Below are 26,325 nucleotides of genomic sequence, written 5' to 3'. Positions count from 1 at the left end.
TTCCTGCAAGTTTTTGCAGTTCTAGCAGGTTTTTGTCTTCTTCTTCACTTAAATCAATTTTTAGAGGGGCTGGCAAGGTTTTATTCCTCCTCCACAAAGGGTTCTCTGCTATTTTATAAGTTTTTTCGCCTACCTACTTAATTTTCAGGGAAAAAGTCCCTAAATTTCCCCCCCCCGATCACCCCAAGGTCTGGCACTTTTTGATGGGGAAAAAGTCTAAAATTCCTATCCAACAAGGTTTTTAGATTTATTCAGCAAACCCTAAATAGTAGAGAAAAAGCGAAAAACCTCCGTTATCCTGAACGGAGGCTAGATAATTGATTAACAATGTTTGGCTACAATTTCGCCCCACATTCAGGACAGAATTTATTATTCACACTGTTAACCGCGCCACAACTGGGACAATTGAGCATTTCACAACTTCTGGTGACAATTTTCGGTAAACCAATCATACGCGCATTACTTTGACCGGGGGCGACCATGGGATAACAATTTTCGTCCTTAGTCACGATCGCATTGACCAAAACCGGACCATCATGGGCCAACATTTCGGCAATTTTTGCGGCTAATTCCTCTCGATGGCGAATAGTAATCCCTTTAATGCCGTAAGCTTGGGCTAACAGTTCCACATCCGGCATTCCTACTTCCATATTGGAATTAGAATAACGTTCCCCATAGAAAGCTTCTTGCCATTGACGTACCATACCCTGCCAACCATTATTAATAATAATCGTCTTGGCATGAATATTAAATTGGGTTAGGGTGCCTAATTCCTGTAGATTCATTTGGAAACTGGAATCACCACTAATACAGATGACCTCCTCATCGGCAATGGCCACCTTTACCCCCATAGCAGCTGGTAAACCGAAACCCATCGTCCCCAATCCCGCGCTAGAAATCCAACGTCGGGGTCCATTTTTGAGGAATTGGGCTGCCCACATCTGATGCTGGCCCACATCGGTGGTATAGTAGGCGTGGGGTGCTTGACGACCCACCTCAACGATCACTTCTTGGGGGGAAAGTCTGCCTTCCGGTCGGGGTACTTGCAGGGGATAATCTTGGCGCCAGCGATCAATCTGGGCTAACCAAGCTTGGGTGCGATCGGAATTAGTGGGATAATCAAATTCTCTGGCTTTTTGGAGTATTTGTTCTAAAACTACCCGCACATCCCCGACAATCGGCACGTCAGGGGCGCGATTTTTGCCCACTTCCGCCGGGTCGATATCCACATGGATTACCTTAGCTTTCGAGGCGAATTCGTCCAATTTCCCCGTTACTCGGTCATCAAAACGAGCGCCGACGGCAATTAATAAATCACACCCGGTCACGGCAAAATTAGCGTAGGCGGTGCCATGCATTCCTAACATTCCCACCGAGAGGGGATGATGTTCATCAAAAGCACCGATCCCCATTAAGGTGGTGGTAACGGGTAACTGAAAACGCTCGGCAAACTCGGCGATTTGGGCGTGGGCATTCGCTGCGATTGCGCCTCCACCAACGTACAGTAAAGGTTTTTCGGCGGTTTCCAAGAGGTGTAAAGCGGCCTCGATTTGACGGCGATTACCCTTAACCGTGGGACGATAGCCGCTTAGTTTCACATCTCCCGGTTCGACGGGGATATAATCGCACTGTTCTAAACCGACATCTTTGGGAATATCGACTAAAACCGGCCCCGGTCGTCCTGTACTGGCGATATGGAAGGCCTCAGCGACGATTCTTGCTACTTCGCTGGCATTTCTAGCCACATAGGAATGTTTAACAATCGGGAGAGTAATACCATAAATATCGGTTTCTTGGAAAGCATCGGAACCGATGGCCGCCCGACTCACCTGACCGGTGATAATCACCATCGGGATGGAGTCCATGTGTGCATTAGCGATGCCTGTCACCAAATTGGTCGCCCCGGGGCCGGAAGTACCGAAACAGACCCCCACTTTGCCGGTGGCCCTAGCGTAGGCATCGGCGGCATGGGCGGCCGCTTGTTCGTGGCGCACTAAGATATGTTGTAATTCTCCCCGTTCTTCAAAGCGGTAGAGTTCGTCATAGATGGGCAGGATCGCACCACCCGGATAACCGAAGATGTGCTTAACACCATGACGTTTGAGACTGTCCATCAAGGCATAAGCCCCAGAACAACGCTGGGGAACCGTTGTTAAAGAGTCATTGGGCTTGGGAAGTGATGAAACCACAGGGCAAACCGTCCAATTTCTAACTAGAGGGATAATTGCAATTCTGTTGCCTAGGATGCAACTTGAAAAATAGCAAAATTGATAACCTTATACTTTTAGTGTATTCCATCTCACCTTTTTGGCTGCAGTTTTTTTTCTTTTTGCATCTTACCCATGCAATATCTGGGAAGTGGGGTAGTGGGAATTATGAATTATGAATTATGAAGTGGGAAGTGGGGAGACCACTTCGTGCGCGTTGCGGGGGGAAGTGAGGAGATGGGGAATTATGAATTATGAATTATGAAGTGGGAAGTGGGGAGATGGGGAGATGGGGGGATAAGATGATAAATATTGGTGATTTTACCTGATCTTGACTGAGCCTGGGAGTTTTATGAATAGTCTTTTGATTGCGGCTACGGATACTGACGCGGGTAAAACCGTTGTCACCACTGCTTTAGTGGCTTATTGGCAAAAATACTATCCATCGAAGGCCTTGGGGCTGATGAAATTAATGCAAACGGGTCAAGGCGATCGAGAATGGTATGAGGGCTTATTTCAGGGTCAATTAGAAATGATCACACCGCTGCAATATCAAGCACCCTTAGCGCCTCCTGTGGCTGCTGATTTGGAAGGTCGAGATATTCCTTTGGGGACAGTGTGGCAAGCTCTGCTGAACCTACAAAAAAGCCAAGATTTGGTTTTAATTGAGGGTTTGGGGGGTTTAGGTTGTCCTGTCACTCACGAGCTAACTTTGGCGGATTTAGCGGCTCAATGGCGGTTAAAAACGCTTTTGGTGGTGCCGGTGAAATTGGGAGCGATTTCCCAAACGGTGGCTAATATTGCCCTAGCAGAGCAGAAAAAGGTCAATTTAGGCGGAATTATCCTTAATTGTCTCGAACCGCGCACGGAGACGGAGATAGAGCAGTTAACACCGATCGATTTAATTCAATCCTTGACTAATTGTCCAGTTTTAGGTGTTTTTCCCTTTATCGAAGATCGTCGGGATTTGGATAAATTGGCCTCGGTGGTAGCTAGTTGGCCAGAAATTATTATCTAGAGCAGGAAACCCTAGCAGATTTTGGAATTTTTGTCAAGAGATATTTGTTAAATATATATTATTTCTGATAAAAATATATATTTATTTGGAAAAGTTTAAATTCTCAGGCAAAAATACAAAGTCTTATGAAAATTCTTGAAAAATTATGGCAAAACTTGGCAAATACGAGCATAATTTCGGGACAATGGGAACTAGAGGTATGGATGCGTAAATTAGTTAGCCGCACATTATATATATAGCGATAAAATTTTTGGGACATTAAGGCCAAGGACAACAAACTAAGAATAGCAATACAAAATAAAAGTCGTTCAGCGATAAAAACTTAAAAAGTTGCGGGGGGTAAAGGTATGGACAGCAATCCTTATCCGAGGTTATCATCAGTTTTTTGGCGACTCTTTGTCATCAGTATTGGTTTAGTAAGCGTTTCTGGTAATCATCTCATTGCTCAAGCAGCAAACGCTGAACAAATGAAACAATTATTAGCAACCAAAGAATGCCCAAACTGCGATCTTAGCAAAGCTAATCTCAGTAATATCAATCTAGAAAATGCCAATCTAGAAAATGCCAATTTGCAGGATGCCAATCTCACTAATGCTAACTTAGCAGGAGCGAACCTAGAAGGAGCTAAGTTAATCCACGCTAATTTAGAAAAGGCCAACTTAGAAGGGGCGAATTTAGCCAAAGCGAACTTAGTCAACGCTAACTTGGATTTTATCAACTTAAAAAATGCCAATCTAGTTGAGGCGCAAATGCGCGGGGTACAATTACGAGGAGCGCTGCTGGAATCGGCCAATCTGCAAGGAGCGGATCTGACCATGCACGACGGCAAGCCGGCTTTTCTGGGCTATGGGAATCTACAGGGTGCTAACTTAGAACAAGCGAAATTACGAGCGGTGCGGGCGCCTTGTGTTCATTTTGATCGAGCCAATCTTAAAGGTGCGGATTTTTCACCCGATAAAGCTCAAACTCCTTGGTGGCAAGCTTTAGGTAACGTGGTTTCTCTGGGAACGGCAATCGCTGGTTATGGTGGCACCTTTGTTTACCATAACGCCCAAATGACCAATCTAACTGGGGCGACTTTTGTGAACGCGGATCTCAGTCAGGCGCTATTAAAAGGAGTACAATTAACGGCGGCCGATTTCAGGCAAGCACTACTGATCAAAACCCTGCTCGAAGGCTCTGATTTAAGAAACACTAATTTTAGCGAAGCGGATCTCAGTCAAGCTAATCTTGATCAAGCTTACTTGGTGAATGGCATTCTCGACCACGCTAACTTAACTTCGACTCGTCTGACCAATATTAATCTGAGTAACGCGGATCTAACGGGAGCGCAACTAGACAAAACGGAATTAGACCGGTCTAATCTCTGTAATGTCACTTTATCGGATGGTTCCAAATCTACTGCTCCCTGTAAAGAAAAAATTCCCGTGACTGACCTTACCAGTGGTAATGTTTGTCGTATTCCCTCTCACGATCTGGCTGATTTGTCCCTAGAGGTTCCCCCAGCCAATACTACCACCGCAATCACTCCCGAGGATACAAGTGCTTTATGGCAACAAGGACTAGAAAAATACCAAAAACAAGACTATAAAGGTGCTATTGAGGATTTTACGGCAATTGTGACTATTAAACCCGATGATGCTCTGACTTACTACCAAAGAGGTCATGCCTACGCTCGCCTAGAAGATTTTAATCAGGCTCTGGCCGATTACAATCAAGTCATTGCCCTACAACCAGAATTGGCATCGGTTTACAATGATCGAGGGGCGATACAAGTTCATTTAGGCAATTTGCGCGATGCCTTGATTGATTACGAGCGAGCTTTGCAGATCGATGGCAACCTACCGATAGTGTACTTGAATCGAGGCCTACTTTATCAGCAGATCGGAGAAGTCGAAAAGAGCAAAAAAGATTATCAACGAGTTGTGGCGATCGCTCCTGATGTAGCCATGGCAAGTTACAGCAAGGGTTTGGCTCCGATGACCTTGGCGCAATCGCCGGCATTGGTTAATATTCATCTAGAACGGGCTTTGGCACATTGGAATTTAGAGCAAATTGATTTAGCGTTCAAAGATATCGAGCAAGCTCTGGCAGTTGATGCTAATGGGAAATCAGCCTATGTATTGCGGGGTAGTTTGTACTACGCTCGCAAGGAATGGTCTAAAGCCCTAGCAGATTATAATCAAGTCCTGAAGCTCGATCCCAATCATGCTAATGCTTTGTATAACCGTGCTTGGACAAAATACAACATGGGTAACAAAAAAGAGGCTTTCGCTGATTTTCAAACCGTTGCTACTCTTTATCAACAGCAGGGAAAAACCCAAGAGGAGAGAGAAGTACGCCAATTGATCGAAAGATTAACTAAACAAGAAGATTAATTTCTCTGAAAATAGTGATGACAAAGATGGGATGTAGGAGGGTATGATTGTAGGGGCGAATTGTATTCGCCCTCTTTGAACAACTTCTGCTGCTCACCTATATGTGAGAGGAAATCACCAATAGGAGACGCACCTGGTTATGCCTGCTACGAATAAAGAAAAATGGTATAGTTTTATTATAAAATTGCCAAATGATAGGTTAAAATAAGACCTCTTGTAAGAATAAAAAATTGTTGTTAGGGTTAGGAGTCAGTAGCCAGTAGTCAGGAGAATTAGGAATGAATAATAATCAATTAAAATAGTCTATTTACAAATTTTATGCGATTTAATCCTTATTTTTGCCGTTCTTGACCCCTCAAAAATTAATTAGGGCTGGCTGAATAAATCTAAAAACCTTGTTGGATAAGGCTTTTAGACTTTTTTTCCCTCAAAAAGTGCCGACCATTGGAGGGATTGGGAGGAAAATTCAGGGACTTTTTCCCTATACTGGTTCACGGGGGTTTCGAGATTAGTGCTATTTCTCATAAAACCTTACTCCCGCCTACTTTTCAAGTTTTTCCTCCTGTACTTAGATGACTATTCACTATGGTGATCTGCAAGAACCCTTGAATAAATTCTCAACCCTAGTTGAATTACTCCGTTATCGGGCAAGCAGTCAACCGGAACGCCTCGCCTATATTTTTCTGCGAGACGGAGAAATCGAAGAAGCTCGTTTAACCTATGGGGAACTGGATCAAAAGGCTAGGGCGATCGCGGCTCATCTACAATCCTTAGAAGCCAAGGGCGAAAGGGGTTTACTGCTCTATCCCCCAGGACTAGATTTTATTTCAGCTTTTTTTGGTTGCTTGTATGCGGGAGTCGTCGCCATTCCCGCCTATCCACCCCGACGGAATCAAAACCTTTTGCGTTTACAGGCGATTATTGCCGATTCTCAAGCCCGATTTACCTTCACCAATGCCGCTTTATTTCCCAGTTTAAAAAACCAATGGGCTAAAGACTCTGAATTAGGCGCAATGGAATGGATTGTTACCGATGAAATTGACCATCACCTCAGGGAGGATTGGCTAGAACCAACCCTCGAAAAAAACAGTCTCGCTTTTCTACAATACACCTCTGGTTCAACGGGAACTCCAAAGGGAGTAATGGTCAGTCACCATAATTTGTTGATTAATTCAGCCGATTTAGATCGTGGTTGGGGCCATGATCAAGATAGCGTAATGGTCACTTGGCTACCGACCTTCCATGATATGGGTCTGATTTATGGGGTTATTCAGCCTTTGTACAAAGGATTTCTTTGTTACATGATGTCCCCTGCCAGCTTTATGGAACGACCACTACGTTGGTTACAAGCTCTTTCCGATAAACAAGCGACCCATAGTGCGGCCCCCAACTTTGCCTACGATCTCTGTGTACGGAAAATTCCCCCTGAAAAACGGGCTACGTTAGACTTAAGCCATTGGTGCATGGCCTTAAATGGGGCCGAACCCGTCAGAGCGGAGGTACTAAAAAAGTTTGCGGAGGCTTTTCAAGTTTCTGGTTTCAAAGCCACGGCCCTTTGTCCTGGCTACGGTTTGGCAGAAGCCACCCTGAAAGTTACGGCGGTTAGTTATGACAGTCCCCCTTACTTTTATCCCGTTCAGGCTAATGCTTTAGAAAAAAATAAGATTGTGGGAGCCACTGAAACGGATACCAATGTGCAGACCCTCGTGGGTTGCGGCTGGACAACGATTGATACTCAAATCGTCATTGTCAATCCTGAAACCCTGAAACCTTGCTCCCCTGAAATTGTCGGCGAAATTTGGGTATCAGGTTCAACAATCGCCCAAGGCTATTGGGGAAAACCTCAAGAGACTCAGGAAACCTTTCAAGCTTATTTGGCAGATACAGGAGCCGGGCCTTTTCTGCGAACAGGAGACTTGGGCTTTATCAAAGACGGTGAATTATTTGTCACAGGTCGGCTCAAGGAAATTATTCTGATTCGAGGACGCAATAATTATCCCCAGGATATTGAATTAACCGTCCAAAATAGTCATCCCGCTCTGCGTCCCAGTTGTGGGGCTGCTTTTACCGTTGAAAATAAGGGCGAAGAAAAGCTCGTGGTCGTTCAGGAAGTGGAGCGCACCTGGCTCCGTAAGGTAGATATAGACGAGGTAAAAAGAGCCATTCGTAAAGCTGTTGTCCAGGAATATGATTTACAAGTTTATGCGATCGCGCTGATCAGGACTGGCAGTTTACCAAAAACCTCTAGCGGTAAAATTCAGCGTCGTGGCTGTCGGGCCAAATTTTTAGAGGGAAGCCTGGAAATTTTGGACTAAGAAAATTTCTTGATCGGCACTTAATGTGTTAAATTCGTATATCGATTGAAACTTCGAGCAATTCTTTCTCTCCCCTTAAGTCCATGTCTCTGGATTTGAAAATTCCTTAAACTTTAACTACATTTCTCAAGAAAGCAAACTGAGTCTAATGTCCACAGAAATCCCAAACGACAAAAAACAACCGACCCTAACGGAAATTCAAAACTGGTTAGTAGCTTACATGACAGAGATGATGGAAGTGGACGAAGATGAGATTGATCTGAGCGTTCCCTTTGATGAATATGGTCTCGATTCTTCTATGGCAGTTGCTTTGATCGCTGATCTAGAGGATTGGTTAGGACGAGATTTAGATCGCACCCTGATCTACGATTATCCAACTCTAGAAAAGTTGGCTAAACAGGTTAGTGAACCCTGACATTTTGGGCTGATGGGGTGGCAAGCTGCTTGAAAATGAGACAGGTTGTGGGGTAAGGTGTAGGGAAAAAGCTTGAGACTTTTCCCGAAAGTTGGCTAAAAAATAACACTTTTAGAAAACTTGCGTTTTTTGGATCATCCTAGCAAAGATGGATGATTATAATGAGTTCTGGTAAAGTGAATTGTTCGCCAATCCAAAAACGAAGTGTCCCACTGGGGAGTATTCCCTAAAGGAATCCCATCAAGGTAATCTGACTTCTGACTTGTACCATCAAGAAAGGAAAACCTAGATGAATCCCCCAACAGCTTAACCCAGAACAACTCATTCAAGTTTATCGACTTGAGCAAACTAACAGCTTGAATTGGCCAAAACAAAAATCATTACTACTATTGAGAAATCTAAAATCATGTCGGACAGTAACCCTATTGACAATCAGCAATCCCCTAGAACTCTCAAACTGAATAATACTAATTATCGTCACAATCTCGAATCTGACTATACCGAAAAAATTGAAACCCTTGCAAAAAGTTTTGATTATGCCAGTAATAGTGAGCATCTATGGGGAGACCCCGAACTGTCGATTTTGTATGGAACTCCCCTCTATGAACAAGCTTCCGCTTCTCAAAAGTTAGCTCTCAATCATTTATATTGGGGCGCACAGTATGATTACATTGCTGCCAGTGAAGCCAGTACGATTAACTACAATCAGGTGACGGCGGGTGTCTTTGCTAAGGTCGGTGGCTACGATTCTCTTTGTTTGACCTTGGATCATGAAAGTGATCAAGAAAAGTACCATATCCATGCCTTTCAAACTATTGGTAGTAAAACAAAATTTGCTCTGTTAGGCAAACAGGCTTTTAAGCTGAAACCCAATAAAAATACTACCAGTAAAGCGGATAAAAGTAAGAAAATAACCTCAAGAGTGGGAGAACAAATTTTAAATCTTACTTCGGTTTCCTCCTACTCAGAATTGCAATATAAAGGTTTACGTTCTTTAAGTAAAGCTCTGCTCAACAACTCATCAAAGTATTATTCTTCTCATTTGCTAGATTTAGAGAAAAAAGGTGTATTTCTAAATGCTTCTAACAAAGGCTACTTTGGGGTGGCAAATCCTCAGTTTTTGCTGCAATTTTTTGCCTTTCATTGGGGCAGTTCCCCCTTTTTAGCCTGTCAGCACTATACCTATCGTTTAACGGGTAATATGGGCTTAAAAAACTATGAATATCAATATTCTCGCTATTTGAGAGAACTAGAAAGAAAAGGGGAGTTTATTCCTGTTCCTACAGCAGTTTCCCATTATCATCTTTTAGATGAAGCTTTTCATACCACGACTTCCCAATTGATTGGCCGTGATTTATACAAAGAGTTTTCTAAGCCAACAGCCTATGAACAGTTTATCGGCAATTTAGTTTTTTATCGGATGCAACAAGGCTTTTTAGGAAGTTTATCCTTGGGGATGGTGTCTATTTTCCGACAGGATGCTGCTTTTTTATCCTATTACGATAAGATTTTGCGTTCTCCTTTGTTTGGACTGTCAGCAGAGGAGTCTCTATATTGGCTAGAGAAATGTTTATGTCAAGAGCATCAGGGCTTCGATGTACAAGTTAAGTATCATCAAAAAATGCTGAAGAATATGTTACGTTTGACCGATAGTTTGGATTATCTATGGCCAGTTAACCGTGAAATGCGGCTCATGAAAGCTGGGGGGTCAATTGAACGGGCGATCACCAATAACATTAAAGCTTTTCTTCAATTTAAAGAAACTGTAACCGTATTAAATTAGAAAAACCGCAGTGAGGAATTTGAGAGGAATTTGAATGGAACCCATCGCAATTATTGGTCTTGGTTGCCGCTTTCCAGGGGCTGACAATCCAGAGGCTTTCTGGCAACTCATGCGAAATGGGGGGGATGCGATCACCGATATTCCTCCTGAACGTTGGGATATTGAGCGTTTCTACGATCCCACACCTGCCACTGCCAAGAAGATGTATAGTCGCCAGGGCGGTTTTCTGAAAAATGTTGATCAATTTGACCCACAATTTTTCCGAATTTCTCCCCTAGAAGCCACCTATCTAGACCCTCAACAAAGACTATTACTAGAAGTCACCTGGGAAGCCTTAGAAAATGCTGCAATTGTGCCTGAAACCTTAGCTGGTAGCCAATCAGGGGTTTTTATTGGCATCAGTGATGTGGATTATCATCGCCTAGCCTACCAAAGCTCTGCTAATTTAACGGCCTATGTGGGTACAGGCAACAGCACCAGTATTGCGGCTAACCGTTTATCATATCTGTTTGATTTGCGTGGCCCCAGTTTGGCCGTAGATACCGCTTGCTCTTCTTCCCTCGTCGCCGTTCACCTGGCCTGTCAGAGTTTGCAAAATCAAGAATCGAACCTCTGCTTAGTGGGGGGAGTTAATCTCATTTTGTCGCCAGAGACAACCGTTGTTTTTTCCCAAGCGAGAATGATGGCCCCCGACAGTCGTTGTAAAACCTTTGACGCAAGGGCCGATGGTTATGTGCGCTCGGAAGGCTGTGGAGTAGTCGTACTTAAACGTCTTAGGGATGCCATTCAGGACGGCGATCGCATTTTAGCAGTGATTGAAGGTTCGGCGGTGAATCAGGATGGTTTAAGTAATGGACTCACAGCCCCTAATGGCCCTGCTCAACAGGCGGTGATTCGTCAGGCCCTGGCAAATGCCAGGGTAAAACCGGCCCAGATTAGCTATGTCGAAGCCCATGGCACGGGGACAGAATTGGGGGATCCGATCGAAGTTAAATCTCTGAAAGCGGTTTTGGGTGAAAAGCGATCGCTCGATCAAACCTGTTGGCTCGGTTCTGTTAAAACTAATATTGGTCATTTAGAAGCGGCGGCGGGAATGGCGGGTCTGATTAAAGTCGTTCTCTGCCTACAACACCAAGAAATTCCCCCTAATCTCCACTTTAAAACCCTTAATCCCTATATTTCCCTAGCTGACACAGCTTTTGCGATTCCCACTCAGGCTCAACCCTGGCGGACCAAACCCCCTAAGCCTGGTGAAAACGGTGTCGAACGACGTTTAGCCGGTATCAGTTCCTTTGGGTTTGGGGGGACAAATTCCCATGTGATTCTTAGCGAAGCTCCTGTCACCGTTAAAAATAATCAACAAAATGGGCAGAAGTTGATAGAACGTCCCTGGCATTTGCTGACTTTATCTGCCAAGAATGAAGAAGCCTTAAAAGCCTTAGTCCATTGTTATCAAAAGTATTTAGCTGATCATCATGAAATTCCTCTCGCTGATGTTTGTTTTACGGCCAATAGTCGGCGATCGCACTTTAATCATCGTTTAGGAGTAGTGGCTAGAGATCGCTTAGAAATGTTGCAGAAGTTAGAGAACTTTAGTAACCAAGAAAGGATGAGAGAACCGAAGAGTATTAACAAAAAGAAAAAACCTAAAATTGTTTTTCTATTTGCCGGTCAAGGTTCTCAATATGTAGGTATGGGTCGTCAACTGTACGAAACCCAACCCATCTTTCGCCAAACCTTGGATCGCTGTGCTGAAATCCTGCGACCCCATTTAGATCAACCCCTCTTAGAAATTCTTTATCCTGCTGACCCAGAAGCCGAAACAGCGAGTTTTTACCTAGAGCAGACTGCCTATACCCAACCCACTTTATTCGCATTCGAGTATGCCCTAGCACAGTTATGGCGTTCCTGGGGAATAGAACCGGCGGCAGTAATTGGTCACAGTGTCGGTGAATATGTGGCGGCTACTGTTGCCGGAGCCTTAAGTCTAGAAGAAGGGTTAACACTGATTGCCAAACGGGCAAAACTGATGCAATCTCTCCCCAAGGATGGGGCAATGGTTGCTGTCTTTGCCGCAGAAGAGCGGGTTAAAGCTGTTATTGAGCCTTATAGGACTGATGTAGCTATCGCTGCTGTTAATGGACCAGAAAATTTTGTTATTTCAGGAAAAGCGCCGATTATTGCTGAGATTATCATTCATTTAACCGCAGAAGCAATAGAAGTCCGTCCTTTGAAAGTTTCCCATGCTTTTCACTCGCACCTGTTGGAGCCAATTTTAGATTCCTTAGAACAGGAAGCTGCTGCTATTTCCTCCCTACCTCTGCAAATTCCCTTAGTTGCTAATTTAACGGGGGAAGTTTTACCAGAAGGAGCAATCATTGACGCTCGTTACTGGCGAAATCATGCACGCAACCCTGTACAATTTTATGCCAGTATCCAAACGCTGATCGAGCAGAAATTCAGTCTTTTTTTAGAAGTCAGTCCGAAACCGACTTTATCTCGATTGGGTCAACAATGTTGTCCAGAAACATCAGCTACCTGGCTATTTTCCCTCGCCCCTCCTCAAGAAGAAGAACAAAGCCTGCTAAATAGTTTGGCGATTCTCTATGATTGCCAAGGGGCAAAAATAAACTGGGAAGGTTTTCATGTAAACTATTCACAAAATTTACTGGCCTTACCGACCTATCCTTTTCAACGTCAACGCTATTGGCTTGAAACCATTAAACCGACTTCTGAAGAAACAACCATGACGACCAATGCCACTAATGTCCAAGCTATCTCCAGCAATCAAAAACAACAGGAGATTCTAATCACATTGCAAACCCTAGTGGGGAATTTACTGCAATTGTCCCCTGCTGATGTCAATGTTCATACACCTTTCCTGGAGATGGGGGCAGATTCCATTGTCATGGTTGAGGCGGTCAGACGGATTGAAAATACCTATAACGTTAAAATTGCTATGCGTCAGTTATTTGAGGAGTTATCAAATTTAGATGCTTTAGCTATTTATTTGGCTCAAAATCTGGCTAATGATTTCCAAAATACTCAAGTTAATACCGAGGTGTTTTCTGCGCCCATTGCCTGCTCAAATAACCGATCGCCCAATGTCGTGCTGAGTTCTAATACCAACGGCTTTCAAGGTCAAACGGCTTCTCCAAAGGTTTCGGCGATCGCCCCCCTTGCAGGAATGGGAGGAGCAGGGGGAATGGGAGGAGTTGAAGTGCCTCAAGTTTCTGTGCCACAAACCAGTGCGGTAACAGCCTCAGGTTCAACCGTTTCTAGTTCTGCCCTGGAAAACATTATGGGTCAACAGCTACAACTGATGGCCAAACAGTTAGAGGTCTTGCAAACGGCCAATTTTGCCCCGACGACTCCCCGAACCACAGAAAATTCCCCATCTTCTGTCAGTCAAAATAGGTCAAACGGACTTACACAACAGTTAATTCCCCCCCAGCAATTAGCGGCGAACCTAGAGCCAATAGCCAGTCGCACCCGTCAAACCAGCAATCAAGCTTCTGCTCCTAAACCGACAGTAACAGCCACTCCCTGGGGGCCGAAAAAACCACCCACAGGTGGATTAACTCCCCAACAACAGCAACATCTAGAGGCATTAATTGCTCGCTTTACGGAACGTACCAAAACCTCTAAGCAAATTGTGCAACGTGATCGCCCGCGTTTAGCAGATAGTCGAGCCTCGGTCGGATTCCGTATGTCCATTAAAGAGATGCTCTATCCCATTGTGGCCCAACGTTCTCAAGGATCAAGAATTTGGGATGTGGACGGTAATGAATATATTGATATGACGATGGGGCAAGGGGTAACGCTGTTTGGGCATCAACCAGACTTCATTATGTCGGCCCTACAAAGCCAACTCACTGAAGGCATTCATCTCAATCCGCGATCGCCAATTGTGGGAGAAGTGGCCGCCTTAATTTGTGAACTAACAGGAGCCGAACGAGCTTGTTTTTGCAACTCTGGAACCGAAGCCGTAATGGCCGCTATTCGTATCGCCAGGGCAACAACAGGTCGGAGTAAAATTGCCATCTTTGAAGGCTCCTATCATGGCCATGCGGACGGAACCCTTTTTAGAAACCAAATTATTGATAATCAACCCCACTCCCTTCCCCTAGCTCTAGGGGTTCCCCCCAGCCTTGGTTCCGATGTGGTGGTATTAGACTATGGCGGTGCGGAGGCTTTGGATTATTTAAAAAGCCAGGGACAGGATTTAGCGGCGGTCTTAGTAGAACCGATTCAAAGTGGCAATCCTTTACTACAACCCAAGCAATTTCTCCAAAGTCTGCGGCAAATTACCAGTCAAATGGGCATTGCCCTGATTTTTGATGAAATGATTACGGGTTTTCGATCGCACCCAGGGGGAGCGCAAGCTTTATTTGGAGTACGGGCGGATATTGCCACCTATGGCAAAGTAGTTGCGGGAGGAATGCCCATTGGAGTTATTGCAGGTAAGGCCCATTATCTGGACAGCATTGACGGGGGAATGTGGCGTTATGGCGATAAATCCTATCCTGGGGTGGACAGAACCTTTTTTGGGGGAACCTTTAATCAGCATCCGTTAGCAATGGTAGCGGCTAGGGCTGTCCTGACCCATTTAAAGGAGCAGGGGCCAGGTCTGCAACAACAATTAACTGAACGCACTGCGGCCTTAGCCGATACACTGAATCATTATTTTCAAGCCGAAGAAGTTCCCATTAAAATCGAACAGTTTAGTTCTTTCTTCCGGTTTGCCCTCTCTGGCAATTTGGATTTACTTTTCTATCACATGGTAGAAAAAGGTATTTATGTCTGGGAATGGCGTAAACATTTTCTTTCAACCGCCCATACGGAAGCCGATCTTGCCCAATTTGTCCAAGCGGTTAAAGATAGCGTTGCAGAATTGCGTCAAGGAGGTTTTATCCCCGCAAAAAAGCCTTCCTGGTCAATGCAAAGGCCTCAAACTGATCCCCCCCTAACCCCCCTTGATAAGGGGATTGATCCCCCCCTAACCCCCCTTGATAAGGGGATTGATCCCCCCCTAACCCCCCTTGATAAGGGGGGAGATGTTGATGTCACCCTTGATAAGGGAGGAAATTCTCATTCTGTTAGGGACAGTCAGTTAGGGAAAGTGATCGGGTCTCAAGTCCCCAAAACTATACAGTTTAGCCTCTACTACTTTGGTAGCTATGAAGCGGAATTTAACCCGAATAAATATAACTTACTGTTTGAAGGAGCTAAATTTGGCGATCGCGCTGGTTTTACAGCCCTTTGGATTCCTGAACGTCATTTCCACGCTTTTGGTGGTTTTTCTCCCAATCCCTCGGTTTTGGCGGCGGCTTTAGCACGGGAAACCCAACAAATTCAACTGCGATCAGGCAGTGTGGTTTTACCGCTACACAATTCCATCCGAGTCGCCGAAGAATGGGCAGTGGTGGACAATCTTTCCCAGGGCCGTGTCGGTATTGCTTTTGCATCGGGTTGGCATCCCCAGGATTTTGTCTTGGCTCCCCAGTCCTTTGGCCAACATCGGGAATTGATGTTCCAAGAAATTGAAACCGTCCAGAGACTTTGGCGAGGGGAAGCGATCGCCGTACCCGACGGAAAGGGTCAAACGGTAGAGGTTAAAACCTATCCCCAACCGATGCAGTCCCAGTTACCCAGCTGGATTACTATTGTCAATAATCCCGATACCTATATCAGAGCAGGGGCGATCGGTGCTAATATCCTTACCAATCTGATGGGGCAAAGCGTGGAAGATTTAGCTCGTAATATTGCTCTATATCGTCAATCTTTAGCAGAGCATGGTTATAATCCCGCGTCGGGAACGGTGACAGTTCTCCTGCATACTTTTGTTGGCAATGATTTAGAGCAAGTTCGAGAACAGGCTCGCCAACCCTTTGGGCAATACCTCACCTCCTCTGTCGGACTCTTGCAGAACATGGTCAAGAGCCAGGGCATGAAAGTGGATTTTGAACAATTAAGAGAAGAAGATCGGGACTTTCTCCTCGCTTCTGCCTATAAACGCTATACAGAAACCAGTGCTTTAATTGGCACACCCGAATCCTGTCGTCAAATTATTGATCATTTGCAGTCCATCGGTGTGGATGAAGTGGCTTGTTTTATTGATTTTGGGGTAGATGAACAAACAGTTTTGGCCAATTTACCCTATCTCCAGTCCCTAAAAGACTTATATCAACCTCATCTCCCCCCTTATCAAGGGGGGTTAGGGGGGGATCAATCCCCTTATCAAGGGGGGTTAGGGGGGGATCAAGTCCCTTATCAAGGAGAGTTAGGGGGGGATCAATCCCCTTATCAAGGGGGGTTAGGGGGGAATCAAGTCCCTCTCACCGAAGCCCAGCGACAACTGTGGATTTTGGCTCAATTAGGAGACAACGGCTCTGTGGCCTATAACCAATCAGTGACATTGCAATTAAGTGGCCCATTAAATCCCGTCGCAATGAATCAAGCTATTCAACAAATCAGCGATCGCCATGAAGCGTTACGAACCAAAATTAATGCCCAGGGAGATAGTCAAGAAATACTGCCCCAGGTCGAGATTAACTGCCCTATTTTAGACTTCAGTGCTGACCAAGTTTCGGCTCAACAGCAAGCAGAACAATGGTTAAAAGCGGAAAGTGAAAAACCCTTTGATTTGAGCCAGGGTTGTCTGGTGCGTTGGCATCTACTCAAATTAGAACCAGAATTACATTTGTTAGTATTAACAACCCATCATATTATTGCTGACGGTTGGTCAATGGGAGTAATCCTGCGGGAATTGGGAGAGTTATATTCAGCCAAATGTCAGGGGGTTACAGCTAATCTTAAAACCCCAAAACAGTTTCGAGAATTGATTGAATGGCAAACCCAGTCCAGTCAAGGGGAAGAACTGAAAAAACAGCAAGCTTATTGGTTAACAACCCTTGTCAATCCGACCGTTTTGCATTTACCCACTGACAAACCTCGTCCAGCTTTACCCAGTTACCAAGCCAATCGTCAAAGTCTAACTTTAGATAGCCAATTTACAGAAAAACTAAAGCAATTTAGTCGTAAACAGGGCTGTACTTTTTTAATGACACTGTTATCAGTTTATAACATTCTCATTCATCGTTTGACGGGACAGGATGATATTCTGGTGGGTCTGCCAACGTCTGGACGTGGCCTTTTAGATAGTGAAGGAATGGTGGGTTATTGCACCCATTTTTTACCAATTCGCAGTCAATTAGCAGGTAATCCCACTTTTGCTGATTATCTCAAACAAATGCGGGGGGTTTTGTTATCAGCCTATGAACATCAGGACTATCCCTTTGCCCTCTTGCTCAATCAGTTAGATTTACCGCGTAATACCAGTCGCTCTCCTTTAATTGATGTCAGTTTCAATTTAGAACCAGCCATTAATTTACCTAAAATGAAGGGATTAGAGGTTAGTTTACTGCCTCAAAGTATTAGTTTTAAAGATCGAGATTTGCATTGGAATGTGACAGAAATAGGCGGAGAAGCTCTAATTGACTGTGACTATAATACAGATTTATTTAAAGATGAAACGATTCAGCGTTGGTTGGGTCATTTCCAAACCTTACTTGAGGCAGTTATTAATGATCCGCGACAAAATTTGCGGGAATTGCCCTTATTAAGTCCTGCTGAACGACAACAGTTATTAGTGGATTGGAATAATACCAAGACCGACTATCCCCAAGATCAGTGCATTCATCAATTATTTGAAGCGCAAGTTGAACGGACTCCTGATGCGATCGCGGTTATTTTTGAAAACCAAAAATTAACCTACAGTGAATTAAATAGTCGAGCCAATCAGTTAGCCCATTATTTACAAAGTTTAGGAGTTGGGCCAGAGGTCTTAGTCGGCATTTCCGTAGAACGTTCTTTGGAAATGATTGTTGGCTTATTAGGGATTCTCAAGGCGGGAGGAGCTTATGTGCCTCTTGATCCTGACTATCCCAATGAACGTCTTCAGTTCATGTTAGAAGACTCTCAAGTGAAAGTCTTAATAACTCAAGAGAAGTTATTAGAATCCATTCCTGACCAGCAACTACAGATTATCTGTTTGGATAGACAATGGGAAAAAATTGCTCAAGAGAGTATATCAAACCTTGAAAGCGGCGCGAAACCAGATAATTTAACCTACATTATCTATACATCAGGCTCCACAGGTCAACCTAAAGGAGTTTTAGTTAATCACGCCAATGTCGTGCGACTGTTTGCAGCAACGGACTCTTGGTATCATTTTAATTCTCAAGATGTCTGGACTTTATTCCATTCCTACACTTTCGACTTTTCTGTCTGGGAAATGTGGGGGGCATTACTCTATGGTGGCCGATTAGTAATAGTGCCTTATTTGGTTAGTCGTTCCCCCCTATTATTTTTAGAATTGTTGTGTCAAGAGAAAGTCACCATTCTTAATCAAACTCCTGCGGCCTTCCGTCAGTTAATTCAAGCGGAACAGGCAACAGATCACGGTTTAAGTTTACGCTTGGTAATTTTTGGAGGAGAAGCTTTAGAAATCAACAGTTTACAGCCTTGGTTTGAACGACACGGCGACCAAGTTCCCATATTGGTCAATATGTACGGAATTACAGAAACTACTGTCCACGTTACTTATCACCCGTTAAGTATGACTGACTTAAATAACACGGGTAGTGTCATTGGTCGTCATCTTCCCGACTTGCAGGTATATTTACTGGATAAATATTTACAACCTGTACCGATTGGAGTACATGGAGAGATGTATGTGGGCGGTGCAGGAGTAACAAGAGGTTATCTCAATCGTCCTGAATTGACCACAGAGCGATTTATTCCTAGCCCTTTTGATCCCCCCCTAACCCCCCTTAAAAACGGGGGAGAGCAACCATCAAAACTCTATAAAACGGGAGATTTAGCTCGTTATTTACCCGATGGTGATATTGAATATCTGGGACGCATTGATAATCAAGTCAAAATTCGCGGTTTTCGGATTGAGTTGGGAGAAATTGAGGCTGTTTTGCTTTCCCATCCCCAGGTACGAGAAGCGGTGGTTTTGGTGAATGAAAGCGATCGCCCCGAAGATCGGGCTTTGGCAGCCTATGTTGTCCTTAATGATCCTGCTTGTACGACTCAATCATTACGAGAGTTTGTTAAACAGCAGCTTCCCGACTATATGGTTCCCGTTTATTGGCTGGTGCTGGAAAATTTACCGTTAACCAGCAATGGCAAAATTGATCGTCGGGCTTTACCGTTGCCCAATCCAGAGTTACATCGTTCGGTAGATTATGTGGCTCCCAAAAATCCTACCCAGGAGGCGATCGCTGCTATTTTTGGTCAAGTTTTAAAACTGGAAAAGGTGGGAATTGATGATAACTTTTTTGAGATCGGCGGTAATTCTTTGCAAGCCACTCAGGTTATTTCACGGTTACGAGAAAGTTTTGCCCTAGAGTTGCCCCTGCGTCGCCTATTTGAACAACCGACTGTGGCGGATTTGGCTTTAGCCGTGACGGACATTCATGCCACTTTACAAAAATTACAAACCCCTATTGATGATTTATCAGGCGATCGCCAGGAGATCGAAATATGAAATCCATTGAAACCTTTTTGTCAGATTTAGCCAATCAAGATATTAAACTCTGGATGGACGGCGATCGCCTGCGTTGTAATGCGCCCCAGGGCCTATTGACCCCAGAGATTCAAACAGAACTGAAAAACCGTAAAGCAGAAATCATTCACTTTCTCAGTCAACTGGGTTCAGAGGAGCAAATTAATCCTAGAACCATCCTTCCCATTCCTCGCGATCGCCAATTACCCCTCTCCTTTGCCCAGTCGCGACTCTGGTTCTTGTATCAATTAGAAGGAGCCACGGGAACCTATAACATGACAGGGGCCTTGAGTTTAAGCGGGCCTCTTCAGGTAGAAGCTCTCAAACAAGCTCTAGGGTCAATAATTCAACGTCACGAGCCATTGCGTACCAGGTTTCAGACGGTTGACGGGGTTCCCGTGCAGGTGATTGATCCCTATCCTGTTTGGGAATTGGCGATGGTTAATTTGGCTGGAAAGGAGACAGAAGCCGAAAAATTAGCCTATCAGGAATCCCAAACCCCCTTTGATTTAACCCAGAGTCCTTTACTGAGGGTAAAACTCCTCAAATTGCAGCCAGAAAAGCATATTTTATTAATTAATATGCACCATATTATTTCTGATGGCTGGTCAATCGGTGTTTTTATTCGTGAATTGTCCCATCTCTATGGGGCTTTTGTTGCGGGTAAAGAACCAACTTTACCGATTTTACCAATTCAGTATGCGGATTTTGCCGTTTGGCAGCGAGAGTGGTTACAGGGTAAAGTTTTGGCGGCTCAATTGGAATATTGGAAGCGACAATTAGCGGCTGCTCCTCCTCTGTTAGAACTGCCCACCGATCGCCCTCGTCCTGCGATCCAAACCTTTCAAGGCAAGACAGAAAGATTTCAGCTAGATAGTAAACTGACTCAACAATTGAAAACCTTAAGTCAACAGTCGGGTTGTACTTTGTTTATGACTTTGTTGGCCGCTTTTGGGGTGGTTTTATCCCGTTATAGTGGCCAGACTGATATAGTCATTGGTTCAGCGATCGCCAACCGTAATCGTCGAGAAATTGAGGGGTTAATTGGCTTTTTTGTTAACACTTTGGCGTTGAGGTTAGATTTATCAGAAAAACCTAGCTTTGCCGCTTTCTTAAAACAAGTACAGGCGGTCACTCAGGATGCCTATGAGCATCAAGATTTGCCCTTTGAGATGTTAGTAGAAGAATTACAGCTAGAGCGCAAATTAGACCGTAATCCTTTGGTACAGGTGATGTTTGCCCTTCAAAATGCTGCTAATGAAACCTGGAATTTACCTGGGTTAACCATTGAAGAAATGTCTTGGGAACTTGAGCCTGCTCGTTTTGATCTAGAGGTTCATTTATCAGAAGTAAACGACGGCATAGCTGGATTCTGTTGCTACAACATTGACCTATTTGATGGCGCGACTATTATACGTCTATTAGAACATTTTCAGAATCTTCTCAGGGCGATTATTGTTAATCCTCAAGAGTCGGTCAGCCTATTACCTTTATTGTCAGAACAGGAACAAAAGCAACTTTTAGTAGATTGGAACCAAACCCAAGCCGATTATCCTAAAGATAAGCTTGTCCATCAGTTATTTGAAGCTCAAGCAGTCAGTCAGCCAGAGGCGATCGCGCTCATCTTTGAAAATCAAGCTTTAACCTATAGAGAATTAAACAATCGTGCCAATCAGTTAGCCCACTATCTTCAGTTATTAGGGGTTAGTCAAGAACAAATCGTCGGAGTCTATTTTGACCGTTCTTTAGAGATGGTAATCGGACTTTTAGGGATTCTCAAAGCAGGAGCGGCCTATCTCCCTATTGATCCAGAATATCCCTCAGTACGCACCCAATTTATCCTCGAAGATACTCAACTTTCGCTCCTCTTAACCCAAGCGAAACTGGCAGAAAAACTCTCCCAAACTCAAACCCAAATTATCTGCCTAGATAGAAACTGGCCAGAGATTGCATCCCGGCCTCAGACAAACCCAGACCTAAAGGTAGAATCCAGTCATCTAGCCTATTGTATTTATACCTCTGGTTCCACAGGACAACCCAAAGGCGTACTAATTCCCCATCAAGCCTTACTCAATTTAATCAGTTGGCATCAACAAACTTTTCAGCTTAGTTCTTTAGATAAAACGACCCAATTAGCTGGAGTTGCTTTTGATGCTATGGTTTGGGAATTATGGCCTTCTCTCGCCGCAGGGGCTTGTATTCATCTGGTTCCCCAAAATATTTTGGTTTCACCAACAGATTTACGCGATTGGTTACTTAATCAAGAAATTACCATTAGTTTTGTGCCAACCCCTGTAGCCGAAAAATTATTATCCTTGGATTGGCCTGAGCATTCTTGCCTCAAAACCCTGTTACTGGGGGGTGACAAACTTCATTTTTATCCTGCTGCGTCCCTTCCCTTTCAGGTGATTAACAACTATGGCCCAACGGAAAATACAGTGGTTGCGACCTCTGGACTGGTCAAATCACCAACGTTCGATCACTTTTCGGCCCCGACCATCGGTAAGGCGATCGCCAACGTCCAAATCTATTTACTAGACCAAAACCTACAACCTGTACCGATTGGTGTACCAGGAGAATTACATTTAGGCGGAGCAGGGTTAGCACGAGGTTATCTCAATCGCCCTGAGTTAACGGCTGAAAAATTTATTGCCAATCCCTTTGATCCCCCCCTAACCCCCCTTGATAAGGGGGGAGAAGAACCCTCAAAACTCTATAAAACGGGAGACTTAGCCCGTTATTTACCCGATGGCAATGTAGAATTTTTGGGACGTATTGACAATCAGGTAAAAATTCGGGGTTTTCGCATCGAAATTGGAGAAATTGAAACCGTTTTAAGTCAATATTTCCTCTTAGCTGAAAGTGTAGTCGTTGCCAAGGAAAATAATACTGGGGATAAACGCCTCGTTGCTTACCTGGTTCCCGCCCTGCAAAATGAGGCCCTACCAGAGCAATTAGCCCAATGGCAAAGTGAATATATCAGTGATTGGCAAAGTCTCTATGAAAGAACCTATAGTCAAGGGCAAGATAACCTAGCTGATCTCACTTTTAATATCACGGGTTGGAATAGCAGTTATACTCGTCAACCCCTTCCTGCTTCAGAAATGCGAGAGTGGGTCGAAAATACTGTTAGTCGCATCTTGGCTTTCCAACCAGAGCGCGGTTTAGAAATTGGTTGTGGTACAGGTTTGTTACTCTCCAGGGTAGCAAAGCATTGTCTTGAATATTGGGCAACGGATTATTCCCAGGGGGCGATAAATTATGTTGAACAGGTTTGCAATGCCGTTGAAGGTTTAGAACAGGTTAAGTTAGTCTGTCAAACGGCGGATAATTTTGAGGGCATTCCCCCGCGTCAATTTGATACCGTCGTCTTAAATTCGATTATTCAGTATTTTCCCAGTGTGGATTATCTGTTACAGGTACTGGAAGGGGCGATCAATGTCATTGGCGAGCGAGGTCAGATTTTTGTCGGGGATGTGCGGAGTTTACCGCTATTAGAGCCATATCATGCGGCTGTGCAATTAGCCCAAGCTTCTGATTCCAAAACCGTTGAACAATGGCAACAACAGGTGCGTCAAAGTGTAGCAGGTGAAGAAGAACTGGTCATTGATCCCACATTTTTCCTGGCTTTAAAACAACATTTTTCTCAAATTAGCTGGGTGGAAATTCAACCCAAACGGGGTGTAACTCACAATGAGTTAACTCAATTTCGCTATGATGTCACTCTCCATTTAGAGCCTATCAATAATCAATCATTATTGAGCAGTAATCCAACGGTAATTACCTGGTTAAATTGGCAACTTGAGCAACTGTCTTTAACACAAATTAAAGATAAATTATTGACAGAAAAACCTGAATTTTGGGGAATTCGTGGTATTCCTAATCAGCGAGTTGAACAGGCTCTAAAAATTTGGGAATGGGTGGAAAATGCCCCTGATGTTGAAACGGTTGAACAACTCAAAAAACTTCTCAAAGAACGAGTAGATACTGGTATTAATCCTGAACAGGTTTGGCAGTTAGCTGAGTCTTTAGGTTACACCGCTCACCTTAGTTGGTGGGAAAGTAGTCAAGACGGTTCCTTTGATGTCATTTTTCAGCGTAATTCAGTGTCAGAAGCCGTTTCAAAGCTTGCTTTTTGGGATGAAAAAGCCCTTAAAACAAAACCCTGGACTGATTACACTAACAACCCTCTGCGTGGTAAGTTAGTCCAAAAATTAATTCCTAAAGTACGAGAATTTCTGCAAGAAAAGCTACCCAGTTATATGGTTCCCCAGGCGTTTGTGTTGCTGGATTCCCTTCCTTTGACTCCCAATGGCAAGGTGGATCGTAAAGCATTGCCTTCTCCTGATGCGACGACTCGTAATTTGGCTAACAGTTTTGTCTTACCCCGCAATCCGATTGAAGCTCAACTTACTCAAATTTGGAGTGAAGTTTTGGGACTGGAACGTATTGGTGTTAAGGACAACTTTTTTGAATTGGGAGGACATTCTCTCTTGGCTACCCAGGTATTATCGAGAATTAATTCAGCTTTTAAACTTGATCTTTCTGTGCAAATTATGTTTGAATCACCGACGATTGCGGGCATTGCAAGCTATATTCAGGCCGTGGAATGGGCTGCCCAGGATAGCTCAGAGAGAAAGTTAAATCATGAAAATACTGAGGTAGTGGAGTTCTAAGTTATGACGAAAACGATTGTTAAATTTATCTGCTATCTACGGGATTTAGGCATTACTTTAGAAGCTGATGAAAACCGCCTCCGCGCTCAGGCTCCTGAAGGTGTTTTAACTGCTACCCTCCGTCAAGAAATTGGCGATCGTAAACCCGAATTACTACAATTTTTACAACGGGCTAAACAGTCTAAAAGTACCGATTATTTGCCCATTCAACCTGTTGCTAGAGACGGCCATTTACCTCTCTCTTTTGCTCAACAGCGTTTATGGTTTTTACATTATCTTTCTCCTGATAGTCGTTCCTACAATACCCTGGAAATATTGCAAATTGAGGGGAATCTTAATCTGGCTGTGCTAGAGCGAAGTTTGGGGGAATTAATTAACCGCCATGAAATTTTTAGGACAACATTCCCTACTGTTTCAGGGGAACCTATTCAGGCGATTGCGCCTCCTAGTTCTTTTTGCTTAAAGGTTGATAATTATCAGGATTTATACCCCAATGAACAATCCGCTAAAATTCAACAAGTAGCAGAACTAGAAGCAGGACAAGCTTTTGATTTAACAGTGGGGCTACTGATTCAGTTTAAGCTATTGCAATTGAGTCCCCAGAAGTCGGTGCTACTGTTGAAAATGCACCATATTATCTATGATGGTTGGTCTTTTGGGATTCTGATTCGGGAATTATCGGCTCTATACGAAGCCTTTCTCAACAACTTAAGCAATCCTCTACCTCCGTTGTCTATTCAGTATGCAGATTTTGCAGTTTGGCAACGTCAATATCTCTCAGGTGAGGTCTTAGATAAACAACTCAAATATTGGCAAGAACAGTTAGCAACAGTCCCTCCTGTTCTCACCTTGCCAACGGATCGGTCTCGTCCAGCAGTGCAAAGTTTTCGGGGCGGAGTTGAACGTTTTCAACTGGATCAAAATGTCACTCAAAGTCTTAAAAAGTTAGGTCAAGATCATGGCGCAACCCTCTTTATGACGTTGTTGGCCGCTTTCGCCGTTTTGCTATCTCGTTATAGTGGTCAATCAGATCTGCTGGTAGGTTCTCCGATCGCCAATCGTAATCAAGCAGCGATCGAACCTTTAATTGGCTTTTTTGCTAACACTTTGGCTTTAAGAATTAATTTATCAGAAAATCCCAGTTTTTTAGAATTATTAGAACAAGTTAAACAGACAACTTTAGAGGGTTATGCTCACCAAGACCTACCCTTCGAGATGTTAGTAGAAAAGCTACAACTTGACCGTGATTTGAGCAGAAATCCTTTAGTACAAGTCATGTTTGCGCTACAAAATACCTCTCAAGATACTTGGAATCTTTCGGGTTTAAGTATTGAAAGTTTATCTTTATCAGTGGAAGAAACTGTCAGATTTGATCTAGAAGTAAACTGCTGGCAAAATTCAGAAGGTTTAGCAATAGATTGGATTTACAGCAGAGATTTATTTGACACTGCAACAATTGCAAGAATGGGAGAACATTTTCAAAATTTAGTTCAGGCAATCATACTCAATCCAAAAGCTACAGTTAAAGAACTTCCTTTATTAACACCCAAGGAACGTGAGCAATTATTAATATCTTGGAATAATAGCAAGACTGATTATCCTCAAGAGCAGTGTATTTATCAATTATTTGAAGCACAAGTTGAACGGACTCCAAAGGCGATCGCAGTGGTATTTGAGGAGCAATCATTAACATACACTGAATTAAACCATCGCGCTAATCAGTTAGCCCATTATTTACAAACTTTAGGCGTGGGAGCAGAAGTCTTAGTCGGTATTTCCCTAGAACGTTCTTTAGAGATGATTATCGGCTTATTAGGGATTCTCAAGGCGGGTGGTGCTTATCTCCCTCTTGCTCCTGACTATCCCACTGAACGTCTTCTATTTATGTTAGAAGATAGTCAAGCTTCTTTTTTGATTACCCACAGTTCTTTATTAGCAAAATTGCCTCCCTATCAAGCA

8 protein-coding genes and 1 pseudogene are annotated in these 26,325 nt (G+C 43.8%); 8 read left to right on the top strand and 1 reads right to left on the bottom strand.

The window, feature by feature from the left end; all coding sequences use genetic code 11:
- Positions 1-335 precede the first annotated feature (335 nt).
- A complete protein-coding gene (ilvB, locus tag IM450_RS00345; protein WP_287670618.1) occupies positions 336-2,189 on the bottom strand; it encodes a biosynthetic-type acetolactate synthase large subunit in 1,854 nt (617 codons plus the stop codon).
- Positions 2,190-2,559: 370 nt separating this feature from the next.
- Between ilvB and bioD the strand changes: the two genes are divergently transcribed.
- The 8 genes and pseudogenes from bioD to IM450_RS00305 form a co-directional block, all read left to right on the top strand.
- Positions 2,560-3,225: a dethiobiotin synthase gene (gene bioD / locus IM450_RS00340; protein ID WP_002804138.1), complete on the top strand. Its 666-nt coding sequence runs from the start codon at positions 2,560-2,562 to the stop codon at positions 3,223-3,225.
- A 347-nt stretch (positions 3,226-3,572) separates the two neighbouring features.
- On the top strand, positions 3,573-5,603 hold the full coding sequence (locus tag IM450_RS00335) for a pentapeptide repeat-containing protein (protein ID WP_287670616.1): 2,031 nt from the start codon (positions 3,573-3,575) through the stop codon (positions 5,601-5,603).
- 572 nt (positions 5,604-6,175) lie between these two features.
- Positions 6,176-7,918: a fatty acyl-AMP ligase gene (locus IM450_RS00330; protein ID WP_287670614.1), complete on the top strand. Its 1,743-nt coding sequence runs from the start codon at positions 6,176-6,178 to the stop codon at positions 7,916-7,918.
- 148 nt (positions 7,919-8,066) lie between these two features.
- Positions 8,067-8,333, top strand: a complete 267-nt coding sequence (locus tag IM450_RS00325) for an acyl carrier protein (RefSeq protein ID WP_002733562.1) — start codon at positions 8,067-8,069, stop codon at positions 8,331-8,333.
- A 406-nt stretch (positions 8,334-8,739) separates the two neighbouring features.
- On the top strand, positions 8,740-10,116 hold the full coding sequence (locus IM450_RS00320; protein ID WP_287670612.1) for a hypothetical protein: 1,377 nt from the start codon (positions 8,740-8,742) through the stop codon (positions 10,114-10,116).
- 37 nt (positions 10,117-10,153) lie between these two features.
- Positions 10,154-19,672 (top strand): annotated as a pseudogene (locus IM450_RS00315) (MupA/Atu3671 family FMN-dependent luciferase-like monooxygenase); the annotation flags it as partial.
- Complete coding sequence (locus tag IM450_RS00310) at positions 19,669-24,366, top strand: non-ribosomal peptide synthetase (RefSeq protein WP_287670608.1); 4,698 nt, start codon at positions 19,669-19,671, stop codon at positions 24,364-24,366. The pseudogene IM450_RS00315 and the gene IM450_RS00310, both read left to right, overlap by 4 nt.
- Positions 24,367-24,369: 3 nt before the next feature.
- Positions 24,370-26,325, top strand: a 1,956-nt coding sequence (locus IM450_RS00305) for a non-ribosomal peptide synthetase (protein ID WP_287670606.1), incomplete at its 3' end; no start/stop codon positions are given.

The sequence above is a fragment of the Microcystis sp. M083S1 genome (assembly GCF_020246405.1).
Taxonomy (GTDB): Bacteria; Cyanobacteriota; Cyanobacteriia; order Cyanobacteriales; family Microcystaceae; genus Microcystis; species Microcystis aeruginosa_C.
This window is presented reverse-complemented; position numbering and strand designations above follow the sequence as displayed.